The organism is Curtobacterium sp. MCBA15_016 (assembly GCF_001865105.1).
Taxonomy (GTDB): Bacteria; Actinomycetota; Actinomycetes; order Actinomycetales; family Microbacteriaceae; genus Curtobacterium.
This window is the reverse complement of record NZ_MJGR01000030.1, coordinates 17,468-34,386: the sequence shown is the minus strand read 5'-3', so window position 1 is coordinate 34,386 and position 16,919 is coordinate 17,468. Positions and strand designations below refer to the sequence as shown.

Sequence of the window (16,919 nt, the reverse complement as noted above, 5' to 3'; positions counted from 1 at the left end):
GATCGACGCGCGGAACGTCGCACCATGCACGTGCATCGGATGCGCGGGCATCGTCCGACACTCCACCAGGTGATCGACGGGTGCGATGTCGCAGCATGCACACGCACCCGCGGGCGACGCCCGGCTCAGGGCACCTCGACGCGGGCCCAACCACTCGTCGCCCGCCACGCGCCCGGGTCGAACGAGAACACGCTGCCCATCCCCGGCTGGTCGAGCGCACGGGTGACCGGCACGCCCCGCAGGTCGGCGAGCAGCAGTGCCCCGACCGCACCGTGCGACACGATCGTGACGTCGCCGGCGTCGGTCAGCGCCCGCACGGCACGGACGATGCGGTCCCGGGCGTCGACGGCGCGCTCCCACCCGCGCACCGAGTCCTCCGGCGTGGCGAAGAACGCGTCGACGACCCCGTCGAACTCCGCGGGCGGCAGGTAGCCCGTCGCGCTCCGGTCGATCTCGCCGAGCGCGGGGTCCGTCGAGTGCACGAGCCCCACCGCCTCCGCGACGATCGCCGCCGTGTCGACCGCTTTCTGCTCGGTGCTCGACACGATCCGCTGGACCCCGGGGCCCCAGGCGACGGCCGCGGCTCCGGCAGCGCGGGCACGCCCGTCGGGGGAGAGCCCCCACGACTCGATCGGCCGCGCGGGGTCGACGACCACCTCGGCGTGGGTCAGGAAGAACGAGGGCACGGCGTCACTCCAGGTCGTCGGCGGCCGACGGGTCGACGACGCGCACACCGTCGACCTCGCCGATCCGGGCGATGAGCAGGGACCCCTCGGCACGGCCGGCGACGTCGATCCGGACCGCGGTGGCGTCGACCCGGTCGGTGTCCTGCCGCACGAGCCGGGCGACCCGCCACCCGCCGGCCGTCGCGAGGGCGAGCACGTCCGGCAGCACCCCGCGGCCGGCGTCGTAGACCACGTCGAGCGTCATCGACTGCTCGGCGGAGCGGGACAGCGCCCGGACGATCGCGGTGTAGCCGAACACGACGACGAAGTGCAGGGCCGTGACGACGAGTGCGAGCAGCCAGAGGCCAGCACCGGCGGCCATGCCGATCGCCGCGGTCTCCCACACCGCGGCGGCCGTGGTGAGGCCCCGGACGGCTCCGCGTCGGGTGAGGATCAGCCCGGCGCCGAGGAACCCGACCCCGGAGACGATCTGCGCCGCGACGCGCGAGGGGTCGAGCACGACGTGGTCCGGCACGAGGACGTCGCTGAACCCGTACTTGCTCACGAGCAGCATGAGGGCCGACGCGGTCCCGACGATCGCCTGCGTGCGGATGCCGGCGCTCTTCGACCGGAGCTGCCGCTCGAGGCCGATGAGCGACGCGAGGGCGAACGCGAGCAGGACCTCGCCGATCTGGACCCACCCCTGTCCGGCGAGGGGCTCCGTGAGCTGTTGGATCGTCACGCCGACCGACGATACGCCGGCACCCGGCGGACGGGAGGCGCGGTGCGGGCCCGACCCGCGCCTCCCGTCCGTCAGCGGGTCGCCGTAGGGTGAGCGCGTGGAGTTCCCGGGGGAGGCGGCCGACGCGCGTGACGCGTCGACCTCTCCGGGGTCACCCCGGGGCACGCAGGACCAGCAGGACGACACGCCCCGAGCGGGACGGCGCGCTCCGCGCGCGACGCCGCACGGAGGCACCGACGGGTCCCCCGGGAACCCCACGCCCCTGACCGTCGTCGCCGGTGCCCTCGCCGACGCGTTCCTGACCGCGGAGCACTGGGGACCGGACGACCTGACCGCCGCCGGCTGGGCGGTGGTCGGCGTCGAGCGTGCCTACGTCGGGCTCGCGGTCGCGGCGGCCCTCGCGGCACACCCGCGACCACCGGTCGACGCACCGCGACAGCTCGCGGCGGTGCTCGAGGCGTCGCCGCGCCTCGCCGAGCTGCACCGCGCACGCGAGGCGCGCCGACCGGTCCGGGTCGTCGCGCGCCGGGCGACCGCGGTCCGGGCGCGTCCGGAGACCGCGAGCCGACTGCTCGTCGACACGCTGCCCGAGCTCGCGCGCGAGCTCGACCTCACCGTCGGGCGGCTGCTCTGGCTCGCGGACACCCGCTCGTGGAACCGGCGACCGGGGCCGTCGAGCCCGCTCCACCACCACCGCTGCGAGTGGATCCGTCGACCCGGACGCACGCCGCGGCTGCTCGAGAAGCCGATGGACATGCTCCGCCGGACGCAGCGGACGATCCTCGACGAGCTCCTCACCGCGCTGCCGGTGCACGACGCGGCGCACGGCTTCGTCGGCGGTCGGAGCGTCGTGACCGGAGCCGCGGCGCACACCGGGCGGCAGATCGTCGTCACGGCCGACCTGACGTCCTTCTTCGCGAGCGTCACCGCGCCCACCGTGTACGGGGTCTTCCGCGCGGCGGGCTTCGCGGAGCCGCTCGCACACGTCCTCACCGGGGTGTGCACGCACCGGGTGCCGGTGCACGTCCTCAACGCGATGCCGGACGGCGGCAGCCCCGAGGAACGGCAGGCGCTGCGCGCGATGCTCCGCGAAGCCCACCTGCCGCAGGGCGCCCCGACGTCACCGGCGCTGGCGAACACCGCACTCCGGCACCTGGACGCGCGGCTCGCGGGGTGGGCGGCCTCGGTCGGCGCGGTCTACACGCGGTACGCCGACGACCTGACGTTCAGCGGCGACGAGCGGCTGGCGGCCCGACCGGACGCGTTCCTCCGCGGGGTCGACCGGATCGTCACGGAGCAGGGACTCCGGTTGAACCCGTCGAAGACCCGGGTGCGGCGACGGGGCACGCGGCAGTCGGTCACCGGGGTCGTCGTCAACGACCGGACGTCGCCCGGTCGACGCGAGGTCGACCGGCTGCACGCGATCCTGCACAACGCCGCCGAGCACGGACCGGCATCGCAGAACCGTGCTGGGCACCCCGACTTCCGGGCGCACCTGCTCGGGCGGATCGGCTGGGTCGAGCAGGTCCACCCCGGACGCGCACGGCGCCTGCACGAGGAGTTCGCCCGCATCACGTGGTGATCCCGGGCCGTCCCCGTGCGGGTGTGACGCCGGGTTGCAGCGGGCACGGGTACGACGCCCGACCGCCGGTAGCGTGCCGCCATGTGCCCGAGTGAGATCCCGGCCGACGCCCGCTACGAGGAACTGATCGCGCCGCTGCGACCGGTGATCGAGCGGATCGCCCTCGACGCCCGGCAGCGGGAACGCGAGGAACGGCTCGCCACCGACCAGCTCGGCTGGCTCGTCGACGCCGGGTTCGCGCGCTGGCGCACCCCGGTCGCGTGGGGCGGGGTCGGGGCACGGCTGTCGGACGTGTTCCGGGCGGTCGCCGAGATCGCCGAGGTCGACCCGAACCTCGCGCATGTGTGGCGGAACCACTTCTCGTTCATCGAGGACCGGGTGCACGCCGAGGGGAGCGCCTCCGACCGGGCGATCGTCGAACGCCTCGGCGGTGGGGAGTTCGTCGGCGGTGGGTGGAGCGAGACGCCGAACCCGGCCGGAGCGGACATCAGCACGCGGCTCACCCCGGACCCGGACGGCGGCTGGCGCGTCACCGGCCGGAAGTTCTACTCGACGGGGAGTATCTACGCCCGGTGGATCACGGTGCTGGCGCTCGACGACGCCGGAGCACGGTTCGTCGCGCTCGTGGACGCCCGCGATCCGGGCGTGCGGATCGGCGACGACTGGGACGGGTTCGGCCAGCGGATCACCGGCAGCGGGAGCGTGACGTACACCGACGTGCACGTGCCCGACGAGCGGGTCCTGCCGTACGCGACGCGCTACCCGTACCAGGAGCAGTACTACCAGACGGTGATGCACGCGATCCTCGTCGGCATCGGGCGTGCGGCCCTCCGCGAGGGGATCGAGGCGCTGCGCTCCCGGCAGCGCGGGCACCACAACGGCACGACCACGGACCCGACCGCCGACCCCGAGCTGCTCAGCACGATCGGCACCGTCGCGGCCCGGGTCTACGCCGCCGACGCCGCGTTCACCGCGAGCCTCGGACCGGTGGACGCCGCCGTCGACCGCCACACCGGACTCCGGGCGGCCGGGGCGGACCCCTCGACGGACCCGGTGCTGCGCGACGCGCTCGAGCGGAGCTGGATCGCGGTCGCCCAGGCGCAGACGGTGGTCACCGACGCCGTGCTCGACGCGACGACGCTCGTGTTCGACGCCCTCGGGTCGAGCGGCACGTTCCGCTCCCTGGGACTCGACCGGCACTGGCGGAACGCCCGGACCCTGGCGTCGCACAACCCGCGCGTGCACAAGCGGCGCATCGTCGGGGACCTGCTCGTGAACGGCGCCAGCCCGCTCGACCGCGTGTAACCCGCCGTCACGAGGCGCAACCGGACGACACCTGCACCCGCCGGGGCCGTGCTGCCCCGTACGGTCGTCGGCAACGGCCCGCCACGGACGCTGGGGAGGCGACGGTGGCGGGCCGCTCTGCACGCGTACGGAGGGACCACCGTGACCGAGACACCCGCACCGACCATCGTCGCCGTGCCGGACGGCGACCTCGCCGCCGCCGTCGCCCGACCCGGTGGGATCGCCCGCGTCGCCGACCGGATCCGGGCCTCGGGCGCCGCGGTCGTCGCGATCGGCACCGACCGCTTCGACGCCGAACGCGGTCGTGGCCACCGGCTCGACCCGACCACCGCGGCGCTCGCCCTCGGCCGCGCACTGCCCACGCACGGGCTGCTCGTCGCCGCGGCCCCGACCCGGGAGCACCCGTACAACGTCGCCCGCCGGGTGCTGTCCCTCGACCACGTCCTGGACGCCCGGGTCGGACTCGTCGTCGGAGCGCGGGACCACGGCCTCCCGGCGACGGGGGAGCAGCACGACCCGGCCGAGTTCGCCGAGGTGGTGCGCGGTCTCTGGCGGACGTGGCCGCTCGACAGCATCGTCGGCGACCGCGCAGCCGGCCGGTTCGCCGACACGACCCGGATCCTCCCGCTCGACCACGACGGCGGGCCGGACGGGTACCGGGTCCGGGGGCCGTTGACGACGCCGTCGAGCCGGCAGGGCGAACCCGTCCTCGCGGTCTGGCACGACGTCGCACACGAGGGTGCCGACCTGGTGCTCGGCGGGGCCGCGCGCCCGCTCGTCCCGTTGCCGGGCGGGATTGGTGCGTCGGGGCCGAGCCGCGCCTCCCGGACCCCGACCGGCCCCGGTGCCCACCGGCGGACGCTGCGTGACCTGCTCGGTCTACCGGTCCCCGCGCCGGTCGGCGCATGAGCGCCGACACCGACGCCGGGCTCGTCCTCGGCGTCAACCTGCAGGGCTTCGGCCAGCGACCGGCGGCCTGGCGGACCCAGGACGTCGAGCCGACCGACCTGCTCACCGCCGGGTTCTGGGAGGACCTCGGCCGGATCGCCGAACGCGGGCTGCTGGACATGGTGTTCTTCGCGGACCACCCCGCGCTCGGCGACCCCAACGTCCGCGCCTACGGGCTGCTCGAGCCGTTCGTGGCGCTCGGGGCGATCGCCGATGCGACCACGCACCTCGGACTCGTCGGGACGGCGTCGACGACCTACAACGACCCGGTCGACCTCGCCGAGCGGCTCCTGTCCCTCGACACGGTCTCCGGCGGCCGCGTGGCGTGGAACGCCGTGACGACCTACGACCGGTCGGTGTCGGCGAACTTCGGCGTCGCGACGAACCCGGAGCGACCCGAGCGGTACGCCCGTGCCGGCGAGGTCGTCGACCTCGTGCAGGCGCTCTGGCGGTCCGCCGCCACCGGGGTGCCCGTCGACCACCACGGCGAGTTCACCGAGTTCGCGGGAGCGATCACCGTCCCGCCGTCGGCGCAGGGACACCCGGTGGTGTTCCAGGCCGGGGGATCGCCGCACGGACGAGACCTCGCCGCACGCGTCGCCGAGGGCGTGTTCGCCGTCGAGCTGACACCCGAGCCCGCCCGGGAGCACTACCGCGCCGTCAAGCAGGCGGCCCGGACGTACGGCCGGCGGGCGGCGGACGTGGCGATCGTCCCGGGGCTGTCACTCGTGCTCGGCAGCACCGAGGCCGAGGCGCAGCGGCGGTTCGACGAGCTCGAGGCCCTCGCCCCGGACGGCTACTCGCTGCGGGCGCTCGGGACGCACCTCGACGCCGACCTCACCGACCTCGACCCGGACGCGCCGGTCCCCGCGGCGATCCTCGACCGCGAGGTGGACCCCGTCACCTACGGCCCCTCGCTCGGCTACCACGAGACCGTCGTGCGCTGGGTCCGCGCGCACAACACGTCCCTCCGGGAGGTCCTGCGCGGCTTCGGCGGGTACGGCGCCCGGATCGTCGTCGGCACCCCGGAGCAGGCCGCCGACACCATCGAGGAGTGGTACCGGACCGGGGCCGCCGACGGCTTCAACCTCATGATCGACGAGTTCCCGCGCGGCCTCGAGACCGTGGTCGACGAGCTCGTCCCGATCCTGCAGCGGCGCGGTGTGTTCCACCGCGAGTACGAGGACGTCACGTTGCGCGGGCGGCTCGGTGCGCGGGCGCGCGGGCTGTAGGGCGCGCTCCGCGTGACGCCGTGTGACGTGGCGACCAGGCCCGCCGCGTCACACGGGGCAACGCCCGGTCACGCTCCGCAACACCCGTCGTGCCCGGGCCCGGTCGGTCATAGCGTCGCCACCATGACCGACTACCTCGACCGCGAGCACGACAAGACCTTCACGAAGGTCTACAAGCAGCAGACCCCGGACATCCTCTCGGCCTTCGTGCAGTTCGACGAGTCGGTGTTCCGGGCCGAGGGTCGCGAGATCCCGCTGAAGTACCGGGAGCTCATCGCACTGGCGGTCGGCATCACCACGCAGTGCGTCTACTGCATCGACGGGCACAGCCAGCGCGCGGTCACGGCCGGCGCGAACGAGGCCGAGCTCGCCGAGGCCGCCTGGGTCGCCACGGCCATCCGCGCCGGCGGCGGCTTCGCCCACGGCCGCCTCGGCTTCAAGTTCGGTGCCGACGCCGCGGCTCCCTCCGACTCCGCGACCTCCGCGTCGCACCAGCACTGACCACACCCGACGGAAGCGCACCCCATGCCCGACCGCATCACCCTCGTCACCGCCCTGCAGGGCGCCGGCTGGCACCCCGCCGCCTGGCGCACCGCCGGCCCCGCGGCGCAGCGCCTCACCAGCCTCCGGCACTGGCGCGACGTCGTCGTGGAGCAGGACCGCCTCGGCGTCGACGCCGTCACGATCGAGGACTCCTTCACCGCCGGTCCGGTGGACGCGGCGGGCGACCTCGACACGAGCACGGTCGTCGGCCGCCTCGACGCCCTCCTCGTCGCGAACGCGGTCGCCCCCGCGACCCGCGCGCTCGGTCTGGTACCGACCGTCTCGGTGACGCACACCGAACCGTTCCACGTCGCCACGGGCCTCCAGACCCTCGACCACGTCTCGCAGGGGCGAGCCGGGTGGCGGATCCAGGTGAGCCCGACGGCCCGCGAGGCAGCGCTCTTCGGGCGCCGTCCCGGCGGCGACGAGGCGTCCGTCCTCTTCGACGAGGCGCGCGAGGTCGCCGAGGTCGTGTCGCGACTCTGGGACAGCTGGGACGACGACGCGATCATCCGCGACGTGACCACCGGCCGGTTCATCGACCGCGACCGCATCCACAACGCCGCGTTCGCGGGGTCCTTCGTCTCGGTCCACGGCGCGTCGATCGTGCCGCGGTCGCCGCAGGGCCGTCCGCCGGTCTTCTCGCTGGCGCACCGCGCCGACGCGGCCGCGTTCGCGGTGGACGCTGCGGACGTCGTGCTGGTCACGCCCGGGTACGACGGACGGGAGGCGCGGGACCTGCTGTCGGAGATCCGTCACCTCGAGCAGGTGGCCGGCTCGGACGTCCGTCGTCCGGTCCTCGCCGACCTCGCGGTGCTCATCGGGTCGTCGTCGGCCGCCGCCGCCGACGCGCTGGCCTCGCTCGACACGGCTGCCGGTGCCCCGTACGCGTCGACGTCCGACACGTCCGTGCTGGCGACGACCGTGCCCGAGCTCGTGACACTCATCGGGGACCTGCGGGACCTCGGGTTCGCCGGTGTCCGGCTCCGCCCGCTGCGCATCCCGCTCGACTCCACGGCGATCGCCCGCGAGCTCGTCCCCGCGCTCGTCACGGCCGGCCTCCGAGCCGACGTGGCCTCGCGTCCCACCGCCGACCTGCGCACGCGGCTCGGCATCGCCCCGGCGGTCAGCCGGTACGCGTCCGCATCCGCCCCCGTGGAGGTCTCAGCATGAGCGCCAAGCGTCAGGTCCACCTCGCCGCCCACTTCCCGGGCGTCAACAACACCACGATCTGGAGCGACGACCGGGCCGAGAGCCAGATCGCGTTCTCGTCGTTCGAGCACTTCGCCCGGAACGCCGAGCGCGGGCTGTTCGACTACCTGTTCCTCGCCGAGGGCCTGCGGCTCCGCGAGCAGAAGGGGCGCATCCACGACCTCGACGTCGTCGGGCGCCCGAACACGCTCGCGGTCCTCGCCGCCCTCGCCGGGGTCACCGAGCACATCGGGCTCGTCGGCACGCTGCAGACCACGTTCAACGAGCCGCTCGAACTCGCGAAGCAGCTCGCGACGCTCGACCACCTCACCGACGGACGCGCCGGCTGGAACGTCGTGACCAGCTCGGACGCGTTCCACGGCGCGAACTTCCGTCGTGGCGGGTTCCTGGACCACGCCGACCGGTACACGCGGGCGGCGGAGTTCATCGAGCTGTCCCGCGAGCTCTGGGACTCGTGGGAGTCCGACGCCGTCGTGGCCTCGGCCGTGTTCGCCGACCGCTCCCGGATCCGCGACGTCGACCACCACGGGCCGCAGTTCGACGTGACCGGGACGTTCCCGGTGCCCCGGAGCCCGCAGGGGCACCCGGTGGTCGTGCAGGCCGGCGACTCCGACGAGGGGCGCGACCTCGCCGCGGCGCACGCCGAGGTGATCTTCTCGCTGCACACCGAGTTCGACGACGCGAGGTCCTACTACGACGACGTCACGGCGCGCCTCGAGCGCGTCGGCCGCTCGAAGGACGAGCTGCACATCCTGCCCGCGTCGACCTTCGTCCTCGGAGACACGGCCGCGGACGCCGCCGAGCGGGCCCGAGCGATCCAGCGTGCCCAGGTCAGCCCGGCCACGGCGATCGCGTTCCTCGAGCAGGTGTGGAACCGCGACCTGTCCGGGTACGACGTGGACGGCCCGCTGCCCGACGTCGAGCCGGACCTCGAGGGCGCCGCGATCACCCGCGGCCGCGCACGGCACACCCGCGACGTGCCGGCGCTCGTGCGGTCATGGCGCGACCGCGCCGAGGCCGAGCACCTGTCCATCCGCGAGCTCGTCATCGCGGTGTCGACGCGTGGCGGGTTCGTCGGGACGCCGTCCCACATCGCCGCCGAGATCGACCGCTACGTCCAGGAACGAGCGACGGACGGCTTCGTCGTGGTCCCGCACACCAACCCGTACGGCCTCGACGAGTTCGTCGACACGGTCGTCCCGCTGCTGCAGGAGCGCGGCGTCTACCGGGAGTCCTACACCGAGGGCGCGACGCTCCGCGAGACGCTCGGTCTGCCCGGGACCATCCGGGACCGCCGGGGGGTGCTCGCGTGACGGTGCGCAGCCTGTCGATCCTCGTGCCGGGGAACTTCGCGGACGACGCACCCGTCGACGGCCTCGAGGCCACGCTCGACCTCTTCGTCACGGCGGAGCGGCTCGGCGTCGACGGCGCCTGGGTCCGGCACCGTCACCTCGAGCACGGCATCGGGTCGGCGGCGGTGTTCCTCGCCGCGGCCTCGCAGCGCACGAGCGCGATCGAGCTCGGGGTCGCCGTCGTGCCGATCGGGTGGGAGAGCCCGTTCCGCCTCGCCGAGGACTTCTCGCTCGCCGACGTCCTGTCGCACGGGCGGGTCCAGGTCGGGCTGTCGACGAGCGCCCCGCACGAGGACATCCTCGGCGACCTGGTGTTCGACGGCGACTGGCGCTCCTTCGACCGCGGCTACGGACGGGTCACCCGCTTCGTCGACAACCTGCGCGGGGACTTCCTCGGCGGGGACGACACCGTCATCCAGAGCCCGGGCAACGTCCAGCGCCCGCGGCTGCAGCCGTACGCACCGGGGCTCGTCGACCGGGTCTGGTACGGCGGGGGATCCCTCCGGTCGGCCGCCTTCGCGGGCAGCGCCGGGCTCAACCTGCTCATCGGCAACCTCACCTCGGGCGAGGGCACGGACGACTACGGCACCGCCCAGCGGAACCAGCTCGCCGCCTACCGCGCCGCGCTGCCGTCCGGCCGGACACCCCGCGTCGCCTGGGGACGATGCGTCGTCCCGACCGACTCGGCCGACCGCGTCTCGCGTGAGCGCTACCGGACCTGGTACGAGTCGCGTCTCGACCGGCAGAGGGCACCGCAGGGTCCCCGGCGCACCCTGTTCTCGGCGGACCTCGTGGGATCGGCCGAGCAGATCGTCGAGCAGCTCGTCCGGGACGCCACGCTCGCCGAGGTCGACGAGTTCCGCATCGAGCTGCCGTACGAGTTCGCCGGCGACGAGTACGAGCAGATCGTCTCGGACGTCGTGTCGAGGGTCGCGCCGGCCCTCGGCTGGGCACCAGCGCGGACGGTGGTGACGGCGTGACCCGGTACGTGCTCTCGCGCATCGGGCAAGCGGTGCTCGTGCTCTGGGCGGCGTGGACGATCTCCTTCTTCGTCCTCTACGTCCTGCCGAGCGACCCCGCCCGGATCATGCTCGGTCCGGACGCCACCGACGTGACGCAGGCGCAGCTCGACGCCCTCCGTCACCAGTACGGACTCGACCAGCCCGTGCTCGTGCAGTACTTCCAACACCTCGGTTCGCTGCTCACGGGCGACCTCGGCCGCTCGATCGGCGTCGGACGACCCGTCACCGAGGTCATCGGCGAGGCCGTCGGTCCCACCGCGCAGATCGCCGTCGTCGGCCTGCTGCTCGCGATCGTGTTCGGCGGCGGGCTCGCGGTCCTCGCCACGTGGACCCGGAACCGCGCCCTCGGGCAGTTCCTGCTGCAGCTGCCGCCGGTCGGTGTCGCCGTCCCGGGCTTCTGGTTCGCCCTGCTGCTCGTGCAGTGGTTCTCGTTCGGCCTGCACGTGTTCCCGGCGTTCGGCGGCGAGGGACCGTCGTCGGTCGTCCTCCCCGCGATCACCCTGGCGCTGCCGACCGGCGCGACGATCGCCCAGCTGCTGTCGAAGTCCCTGGTCGCGACGCTCCGTGAGCCGTACGTCGACACCGCGTACGCCAAGGGCGCCGGACGCTGGCGGGTGCAGCTCCGGCACGCGCTGAAGAACGCCGCGCTGCCGGCCCTCACCGTGACCGGCCTCATCGTCGGACAGCTGTTCTCCGGCACCGTCGTCACCGAGACGGTGTTCTCCCGCCCGGGCCTCGGCCGCGTCACCGCCTCCGCCGTGCAGGGGCAGGACATCCCCGTGGTCCAGGGCATCGTGCTCGTCGCCGCGGCGATCTTCGTCGTCGCGAACCTCGTCGTCGACCTCGTGTACCCACTCCTCGACCCGCGTGTCGTCCTGGCCGGGAGCCGCCGGAAGCTCCGGGAGCAGGACGGTCCGACACCGGGCGGCGGCACGGGCGACGCGGCGGGTCCCGGCGCCACCACGGCCCCCGCCGCCCCGACACCCCAGGGAGTCCCCGCATGACCGAGACCACGCGGCTCGCGATCGGCCGTCCCGCGACGCTCGTCTCCGACCGCGTCCCCGGCGGCGCGACCGCACTCCGAGGCGTCGTCGCCCGGCCGACCCTCACGCTCGCCGTGCTCTGGCTCGCCCTGGTCGTCCTCGCCGCGCTGCTCCCCGGCGCCTTGACCCACCTCGACCCGCTCGCCGCGGAACCCGCCGTGAAGCTCACCGCGCCCGACGCCGCACACTGGTTCGGCACCGACCAGCTCGGCCGCGACCTCTACGCCCGCGTCGTGCACGGCACGGCGCTCACCCTGCAGGCGGCGATCCTCGCGATCCTCATCGGGCTCGTCGGCGGCTCGGTGGTCGGGCTCCTCGCCGGGTTCGTCGGCGGGGTGGTCGACACCGTGCTCATGCGCGTTGCGGACGTCCTGCTCGCCATCCCGAGCCTGCTGCTGTCGCTGACGATCGTGACCGTCCTGGGCTTCGGCACCGTGAACGTCGCGGTGGCGGTCGGCGTCGCGAGCATCGCCACCATCGCCCGGATCATGCGCTCCGAGGTCGTCCGGGTCCGCACCGCCCCGTACGTCGAGGCGGCCACGGCGAACGGGAACCGCTGGTGGCGGGTGCTGCTCGTGCACGTGCTGCCGAACGCGGCCGGCCCGGTGCTCGTCCTCGCCGCGCTCGAGTTCGGCACCGCGATCCTCGCCGTCTCCAGCCTGAGCTTCCTCGGCTACGGCGCCCAGCCGCCGGCACCGGAGTGGGGCTCGCTCGTCTCGACCGGCCGCGACTTCATCGCCACCTCGTGGTGGCTGACGACCATCCCCGGTCTCGTCATCGCGGTCACGGTGCTCGCCGGCAACCGCGTCGCCCGGGCACTCGACACCGAACGGCGGGCCGTCCGATGAGCCTCCTCAGCATCCGCGACCTCACGGTCGCGTACGGCCACGGCCGGCACGCTCGCACGGCGCTGCACGGCGTCTCCCTCGACGTCGGTCGCGGCGAGCGCGTCGCCATCGTCGGCGAGTCCGGTTCGGGCAAGTCGACGACGGCGCACGCGGTCCTGCGGCTCCTGCCCGCAGCGGCCGAGCTGACGGGAGGCACGGTGCGGCTCTCCGGGACCGCCGCCGGTTCCGCGGACCTCGACCTGGTCACCGCGTCCGACGCCGAGGTCCGTCGTGTCCGCGGCGTCCGCATCGGCTTCGTGCCGCAGGACCCGACCGTCTCGCTCAACCCCGTCACGCGCATCGGTCGGCAGGTCGCCGAGGTGCTCGAGATCCACGGGATCGCGACCGGGGCCGACGCCCGCCAGCGCGCCGTGGAGGAGCTCCGTCGCGCCGGGATCGACCGTCCGGAACTGCGCGCGGAGCAGTACCCGCACGAACTCTCCGGCGGCATGCGGCAGCGGGTGCTCATCGCCATCGCACTGATCGGCGACCCGGAGCTCCTCGTCGCCGACGAGCCCACGAGCGCCCTCGACGTCACCGTGCAGCGGACGATCCTCGACCACCTCGACCGACTCGTCGCCGAGCGGGGGACGAGCGTCCTCTTCATCACGCACGACCTCGGGGTCGCCGCGGACCGGGCAGACCGGATCGTCGTGATGTCCGAGGGACGCATCGTCGAGCAGGGCACCCCCGCCGAGGTGCTCGGCGCTCCCCGCGAGGCGTACACCCGCGCGCTCATCGCCGCGGCGCCCAGTCTCGACGACGTGACCGTGTCCGTGGGGGCCGACCCGCGCCTCCCGTCCGGCAGTGACGACCCGCTCGTCGTCGCGACGGGCCTGCGGAAGTCCTTCGCCCGCGTGGCCGCCGTCGACGGTGTCGACGTGACCGTCCCGCGCGGCCGCACCCTCGCGCTGGTGGGGGAGTCCGGGTCCGGGAAGTCGACCACGGCGCGCCTCGTGCTCGGTCTCGAGCGCGCCGACGCGGGCACCGTCCGGTTCGACGGCGACGACGTGACCGCTGCCCGCGGTGCGGCGCTGCGGGCGTACCGGCGCCGCGCGCAGATCGTGCAGCAGAACCCGTACGCGGCCCTGCACCCGCGGCTGTCGGTCGGGTCGATCATCGCCGACCCGCTCGCGGCGTTCGGGATCGGCACCCGGCGATCGCGTGCGGCCCGTGCGGCGGAGCTGCTCGACCTCGTGGCCCTGCCGGTATCGACGGCGGGGCGACGGCCGTCGGAGCTGTCGGGCGGCCAGCGGCAGCGCGTCGCCATCGCCCGGGCGCTCGCGCTCGACCCGTCGTTCGTCGTCCTGGACGAACCGGTCTCGGCGCTCGACGTGTCCGTCCAGGCGCAGATCCTCGACCTGCTCGCGTCGCTGCAGGAGACGCTCGGCGTCTCGTACCTGTTCATCTCGCACGACCTCGCCGTCGTCCGCCGCATCGCCCACGAGGTGTCCGTCCTCCGGGGCGGGCGCGTGGTCGAGCACGGCGCTGTCGCCGAGGTCCTCCACCACCCGCAGCACGAGTACACCCGTGCCCTGCTCGACGCGATTCCCGGTCGATCCCGGCGTGTCGCACCCCTCACCCCCTCCGAAGGAGTCTCATGACCATCCACCGCACCCCGATCCGTCTGGTGGTCGCGATCGCGGCCGGCACCGCGGCGGCCCTGGTGATGGCCGGCTGCTCGTCGGGCGGCACCGCGTCGTCGTCCTCGTCGAAGCCCGTCGACGGCGGCTCGCTGACCTACGCGATCGCCAACGACCCGATCACGCTCAACCCGACCGGGACCGGCGCCGGCAACGACACCCTCGCCATCACCCGGCAGCTCGTCGACTCGCTGCTCTGGCAGGACCCGTCGGACGGTTCGCTGAAGCCCTGGCTGGCGACGAAGTACTCGGCGAACGCCGACGCGACCACGTTCACGTTCGACCTGCGCTCCGGTGTGACGTTCTCCGACGGGTCGGCGTTCGACGCCACCGCCGTGAAGGACACGTTCGACGACATCGCGAAGGCCGGGGCGTCCAGCACCGCCGCCGCGTACTTCTCGGGGTACCGGGAGACGAAGGTCGTCGACGACGACACCGTCGAGGTCGACTTCACGACGCCGAACGCCGCGTTCCCGAACGCCACCGCGTCGGTCGCGCTCGGCATCGTCGCGCCGAAGACCACCGAGACGCCGTTCGAGGACCGGGCCGACGGCACGGCCGTCATCGGGACGGGCCCGTTCACGCTGTCGTCGTACACGAAGAACACCTCCACCGTCCTGACGAAGCGCAAGGACTACGACTGGGGCCCGGCCGCGCGGTCGAACACCGGCGCGGCGCACCTGTCGAAGGTGACGTTCCAGGTCGTCCCGGAGGCGAGCGTCCGCACCGGCAGCCTGCAGTCCGGCCAGCTCGACGCGATCAGCAGCGTGCAGCCGAGCGACGTCGACACGCTCAAATCGCAGTACGAGCTCGTGACCCGCGCCAACCCCGGGCAGGTGTTCGGGCTCACGTTCAACCAGAAACGCCCGCTCGTGTCCGACCTCGCCGTCCGCAGGGCGATCGCGCAGGCCGTCGACCCGAAGACCGTCCGGGACACGTCGCTGAACGACCTGTTCGAGGTCGCGACGTCGGTGCTCGGCTCGACCACCCCCGGGTACACCGACACCTCCTCGGCGATCTCGTACGATCCGGCCGCGGCCGAGCAGGCGCTCGACGAGGCCGGGTGGAAGACCGGCTCCGACGGCATCCGCGCGAAGGACGGCCGGAAGCTGCAGCTCAAGCTCATCTGGATCACGAACTTCGGACCGAACCAGACCTCGCTCGAACTCATCCAGCAGGAGCTGCGGAAGGTCGGCGTCGGCCTGACCCTCGAGAGTGGCACCGTCCCGCAGTACCTCGCCAACACCACGAGCGGGGACTGGGACCTCGCGTGGGACAACAGCTCCCGCGCCGACGGCGACGTCCTCCGCTCGAAGTTCTCGAGCGACGGCGCCCAGTCGATCGGCGCCGCCGACGGCACGCTCGACGCCCTGTTCACGAAGGAGCTCTCGCAGTCGTCCGCCACCGAGCGTGCGGCCACGTTCGCGGCGATCCAGGAACGGATCGCGTCGCAGGTGGACTTCGTCCCCGTGCACGAGCTCACCAGCATCATCGCCACCACGAAGGACGTGCACGGCATCGCGTTCGGCGCGGACACCCGCCTCGACCAGCTCACCGGCGCCTGGACGGACGCAGCATGACCGCCGTCCCGCTGTCGGTCCTCGACCTCGTCCCGGTCAGCGCCGGGTCCACCGCCGCGCAAGCGCTGCACCGCACGATCGACCTCGCGCAGCACGCCGAGCGTGCCGGGTACGCCCGGTACTGGCTCGCCGAGCACCACCTCAACCCGGGTGTCGCCGGCAGCGCTCCGAACATCGTGATCGGGGCCGTGGCCGCCGCGACCTCGACGATCCGCGTCGGCAGCGCGGCGACGCTGGTCGGCAACGTCCGCGGACTGCAGATCGCCGAGACCTTCGGCACGCTCGCTGCGCTGTACGGGCCGCGGATCGACCTCGGTCTCGGCCGGTCCGGTGCCCCCGCACCCGGTGCCCCGAAGCCGCCGTCGCTCGCCCCGCGCGGGGACGAGGTCGTCGAGGGGCTGCTCATCCCGGCACCGTTCGACTTCCGGATCGCCCCGCGCAGCCGGTTCGCGCTGCAGGGCGAGCTGCTCGGTCGGGTGCCGGGCGACGTCGACCGGTTCGAGGGCGAACTCGACCTGATCCGGGCGCTGTTCGACGGGACCTGGTCGCACGACGGCGCGGTCGTCGAGGCGCCACCCGCCGCCGGCACCCCCGTCGAACTCTGGATCCACGGCTCCACCGGGGGTGCGAGCGCACGGGCCGCCGGCGCGCTCGGCCTGCCCTACGGCGCGAACTACCACACGTCGCCGGGCACGGTCCTGGCGTCGGTCGAGGCGTACCGCGACGCGTTCCGCCCCGGTGTGCTCGACGCGCCGCACGTCATCGTGTCGGCGGACGTCGTCGTCGGCCGTGACACCGACGAGGCGTCCGGACTCGCCCTCGGCTACGGCCAGTGGGTGCACTCGATCCGCTCCGGTGTCGGGGCGATCGAGTACCCGACGCCCGAGTGGGCCCGTGAGCACCCGTTGGACGACGCTGCGGCGGCATCGGTCGCGGACCGCATCGCCACGCGGTTCGTCGGCGATGCGGGCACGGTCGCGGACCAGCTCGAGACGCTCCGGCGTGCCACCGGGGCGGACGAGCTCCTCGTCACGACGATCACGCACGACCACGACGCGCGGGTGCGCTCCTACGAGCTGCTCGCGGCCGAGTGGGCGCGGCGTGCCGAGCAGGCGGTGCCGGCCGCGGTCTGAGACGTGGCCGGCCGACGGACGGGAGGCGCG

15 protein-coding genes are annotated in these 16,919 nt (G+C 73.9%); 13 read left to right on the top strand and 2 right to left on the bottom strand.

Annotation, left to right across the window (positions count from 1 at the left end; translation table 11 throughout):
* Positions 1–125: 125 nt before the first annotated feature.
* Together BIV03_RS12855 and BIV03_RS12850 are read right to left on the bottom strand one after the other, a co-directional pair.
* Positions 126–686, bottom strand: coding sequence for a histidine phosphatase family protein (locus tag BIV03_RS12855; protein ID WP_071295996.1), 561 nt, complete (start codon positions 684–686; stop codon positions 126–128).
* A gap of 4 nt (positions 687–690) precedes the next feature.
* Entirely contained in the window at positions 691–1,407 is a 717-nt protein-coding gene (locus BIV03_RS12850; protein WP_083295328.1) for an MgtC/SapB family protein, read from the bottom strand.
* A 97-nt stretch (positions 1,408–1,504) separates the two neighbouring features.
* Between BIV03_RS12850 and BIV03_RS12845 the strand changes: the two genes are divergently transcribed.
* The 13 genes from BIV03_RS12845 (at position 1,505) to BIV03_RS12785 (ending at position 16,889) form a co-directional block, all read left to right on the top strand.
* Entirely contained in the window at positions 1,505–2,989 is a 1,485-nt protein-coding gene (locus BIV03_RS12845; protein WP_083403417.1) for a reverse transcriptase family protein, read from the top strand.
* 81 nt (positions 2,990–3,070) lie between these two features.
* On the top strand, positions 3,071–4,294 hold the full coding sequence (locus BIV03_RS12840; RefSeq protein ID WP_071295993.1) for an acyl-CoA dehydrogenase family protein: 1,224 nt from the start codon (positions 3,071–3,073) through the stop codon (positions 4,292–4,294).
* 141 nt (positions 4,295–4,435) lie between these two features.
* Positions 4,436–5,203, top strand: a complete 768-nt coding sequence (locus BIV03_RS12835; RefSeq protein ID WP_071295992.1) for an LLM class flavin-dependent oxidoreductase — start codon at positions 4,436–4,438, stop codon at positions 5,201–5,203.
* Positions 5,200–6,474 carry an LLM class flavin-dependent oxidoreductase gene (locus tag BIV03_RS12830; RefSeq protein ID WP_071295991.1) on the top strand — a complete coding sequence of 425 codons (1,275 nt, stop codon included), beginning with the start codon at positions 5,200–5,202 and terminating at the stop codon, positions 6,472–6,474. The genes BIV03_RS12835 and BIV03_RS12830 overlap by 4 nt, the downstream gene beginning before the upstream one ends.
* A 123-nt stretch (positions 6,475–6,597) precedes the next feature.
* Positions 6,598–6,975: a carboxymuconolactone decarboxylase family protein gene (locus BIV03_RS12825; protein ID WP_070418756.1), complete on the top strand. Its 378-nt coding sequence runs from the start codon at positions 6,598–6,600 to the stop codon at positions 6,973–6,975.
* Between the two features lie 24 nt (positions 6,976–6,999).
* Positions 7,000–8,190: an LLM class flavin-dependent oxidoreductase gene (locus BIV03_RS12820; RefSeq protein ID WP_071295990.1), complete on the top strand. Its 1,191-nt coding sequence runs from the start codon at positions 7,000–7,002 to the stop codon at positions 8,188–8,190.
* Positions 8,187–9,542 carry an NtaA/DmoA family FMN-dependent monooxygenase gene (locus BIV03_RS12815; RefSeq protein WP_071295989.1) on the top strand — a complete coding sequence of 452 codons (1,356 nt, stop codon included), beginning with the start codon at positions 8,187–8,189 and terminating at the stop codon, positions 9,540–9,542. The genes BIV03_RS12820 and BIV03_RS12815 overlap by 4 nt, the downstream gene beginning before the upstream one ends.
* Positions 9,539–10,561: an LLM class flavin-dependent oxidoreductase gene (locus BIV03_RS12810; protein ID WP_071295988.1), complete on the top strand. Its 1,023-nt coding sequence runs from the start codon at positions 9,539–9,541 to the stop codon at positions 10,559–10,561. Before BIV03_RS12815 ends, BIV03_RS12810 begins: the two co-directional genes overlap by 4 nt.
* Positions 10,558–11,607, top strand: coding sequence for an ABC transporter permease (locus tag BIV03_RS12805; protein ID WP_071295987.1), 1,050 nt, complete (start codon positions 10,558–10,560; stop codon positions 11,605–11,607). The genes BIV03_RS12810 and BIV03_RS12805 overlap by 4 nt, the downstream gene beginning before the upstream one ends.
* Entirely contained in the window at positions 11,604–12,494 is an 891-nt protein-coding gene (locus BIV03_RS12800) for an ABC transporter permease (protein WP_071295986.1), read from the top strand. Before BIV03_RS12805 ends, BIV03_RS12800 begins: the two co-directional genes overlap by 4 nt.
* Positions 12,491–14,137, top strand: coding sequence for an ABC transporter ATP-binding protein (locus tag BIV03_RS12795; protein ID WP_071295985.1), 1,647 nt, complete (start codon positions 12,491–12,493; stop codon positions 14,135–14,137). Before BIV03_RS12800 ends, BIV03_RS12795 begins: the two co-directional genes overlap by 4 nt.
* A complete protein-coding gene (locus tag BIV03_RS12790) occupies positions 14,134–15,756 on the top strand; it encodes an ABC transporter substrate-binding protein (RefSeq protein ID WP_071295984.1) in 1,623 nt (540 codons plus the stop codon). Before BIV03_RS12795 ends, BIV03_RS12790 begins: the two co-directional genes overlap by 4 nt.
* A complete protein-coding gene (locus tag BIV03_RS12785) occupies positions 15,753–16,889 on the top strand; it encodes an LLM class flavin-dependent oxidoreductase (protein ID WP_071295983.1) in 1,137 nt (378 codons plus the stop codon). The genes BIV03_RS12790 and BIV03_RS12785 overlap by 4 nt, the downstream gene beginning before the upstream one ends.
* The last annotated feature ends 30 nt before the right edge of the window (positions 16,890–16,919 follow it).

Coding starts and splice junctions, on each gene's coding strand:
- BIV03_RS12795 (WP_071295985.1), top strand. CDS start 12,491: ATGAGCCTCCTCAGCATCCGCGACCTCACGGTCGCGTACGGCCACGGC.
- BIV03_RS12830 (WP_071295991.1), top strand. CDS start 5,200: ATGAGCGCCGACACCGACGCCGGGCTCGTCCTCGGCGTCAACCTGCAG.
- BIV03_RS12825 (WP_070418756.1), top strand. CDS start 6,598: ATGACCGACTACCTCGACCGCGAGCACGACAAGACCTTCACGAAGGTC.
- BIV03_RS12815 (WP_071295989.1), top strand. CDS start 8,187: ATGAGCGCCAAGCGTCAGGTCCACCTCGCCGCCCACTTCCCGGGCGTC.
- BIV03_RS12840 (WP_071295993.1), top strand. CDS start 3,071: ATGTGCCCGAGTGAGATCCCGGCCGACGCCCGCTACGAGGAACTGATC.
- BIV03_RS12800 (WP_071295986.1), top strand. CDS start 11,604: ATGACCGAGACCACGCGGCTCGCGATCGGCCGTCCCGCGACGCTCGTC.
- BIV03_RS12820 (WP_071295990.1), top strand. CDS start 7,000: ATGCCCGACCGCATCACCCTCGTCACCGCCCTGCAGGGCGCCGGCTGG.
- BIV03_RS12785 (WP_071295983.1), top strand. CDS start 15,753: ATGACCGCCGTCCCGCTGTCGGTCCTCGACCTCGTCCCGGTCAGCGCC.
- BIV03_RS12790 (WP_071295984.1), top strand. CDS start 14,134: ATGACCATCCACCGCACCCCGATCCGTCTGGTGGTCGCGATCGCGGCC.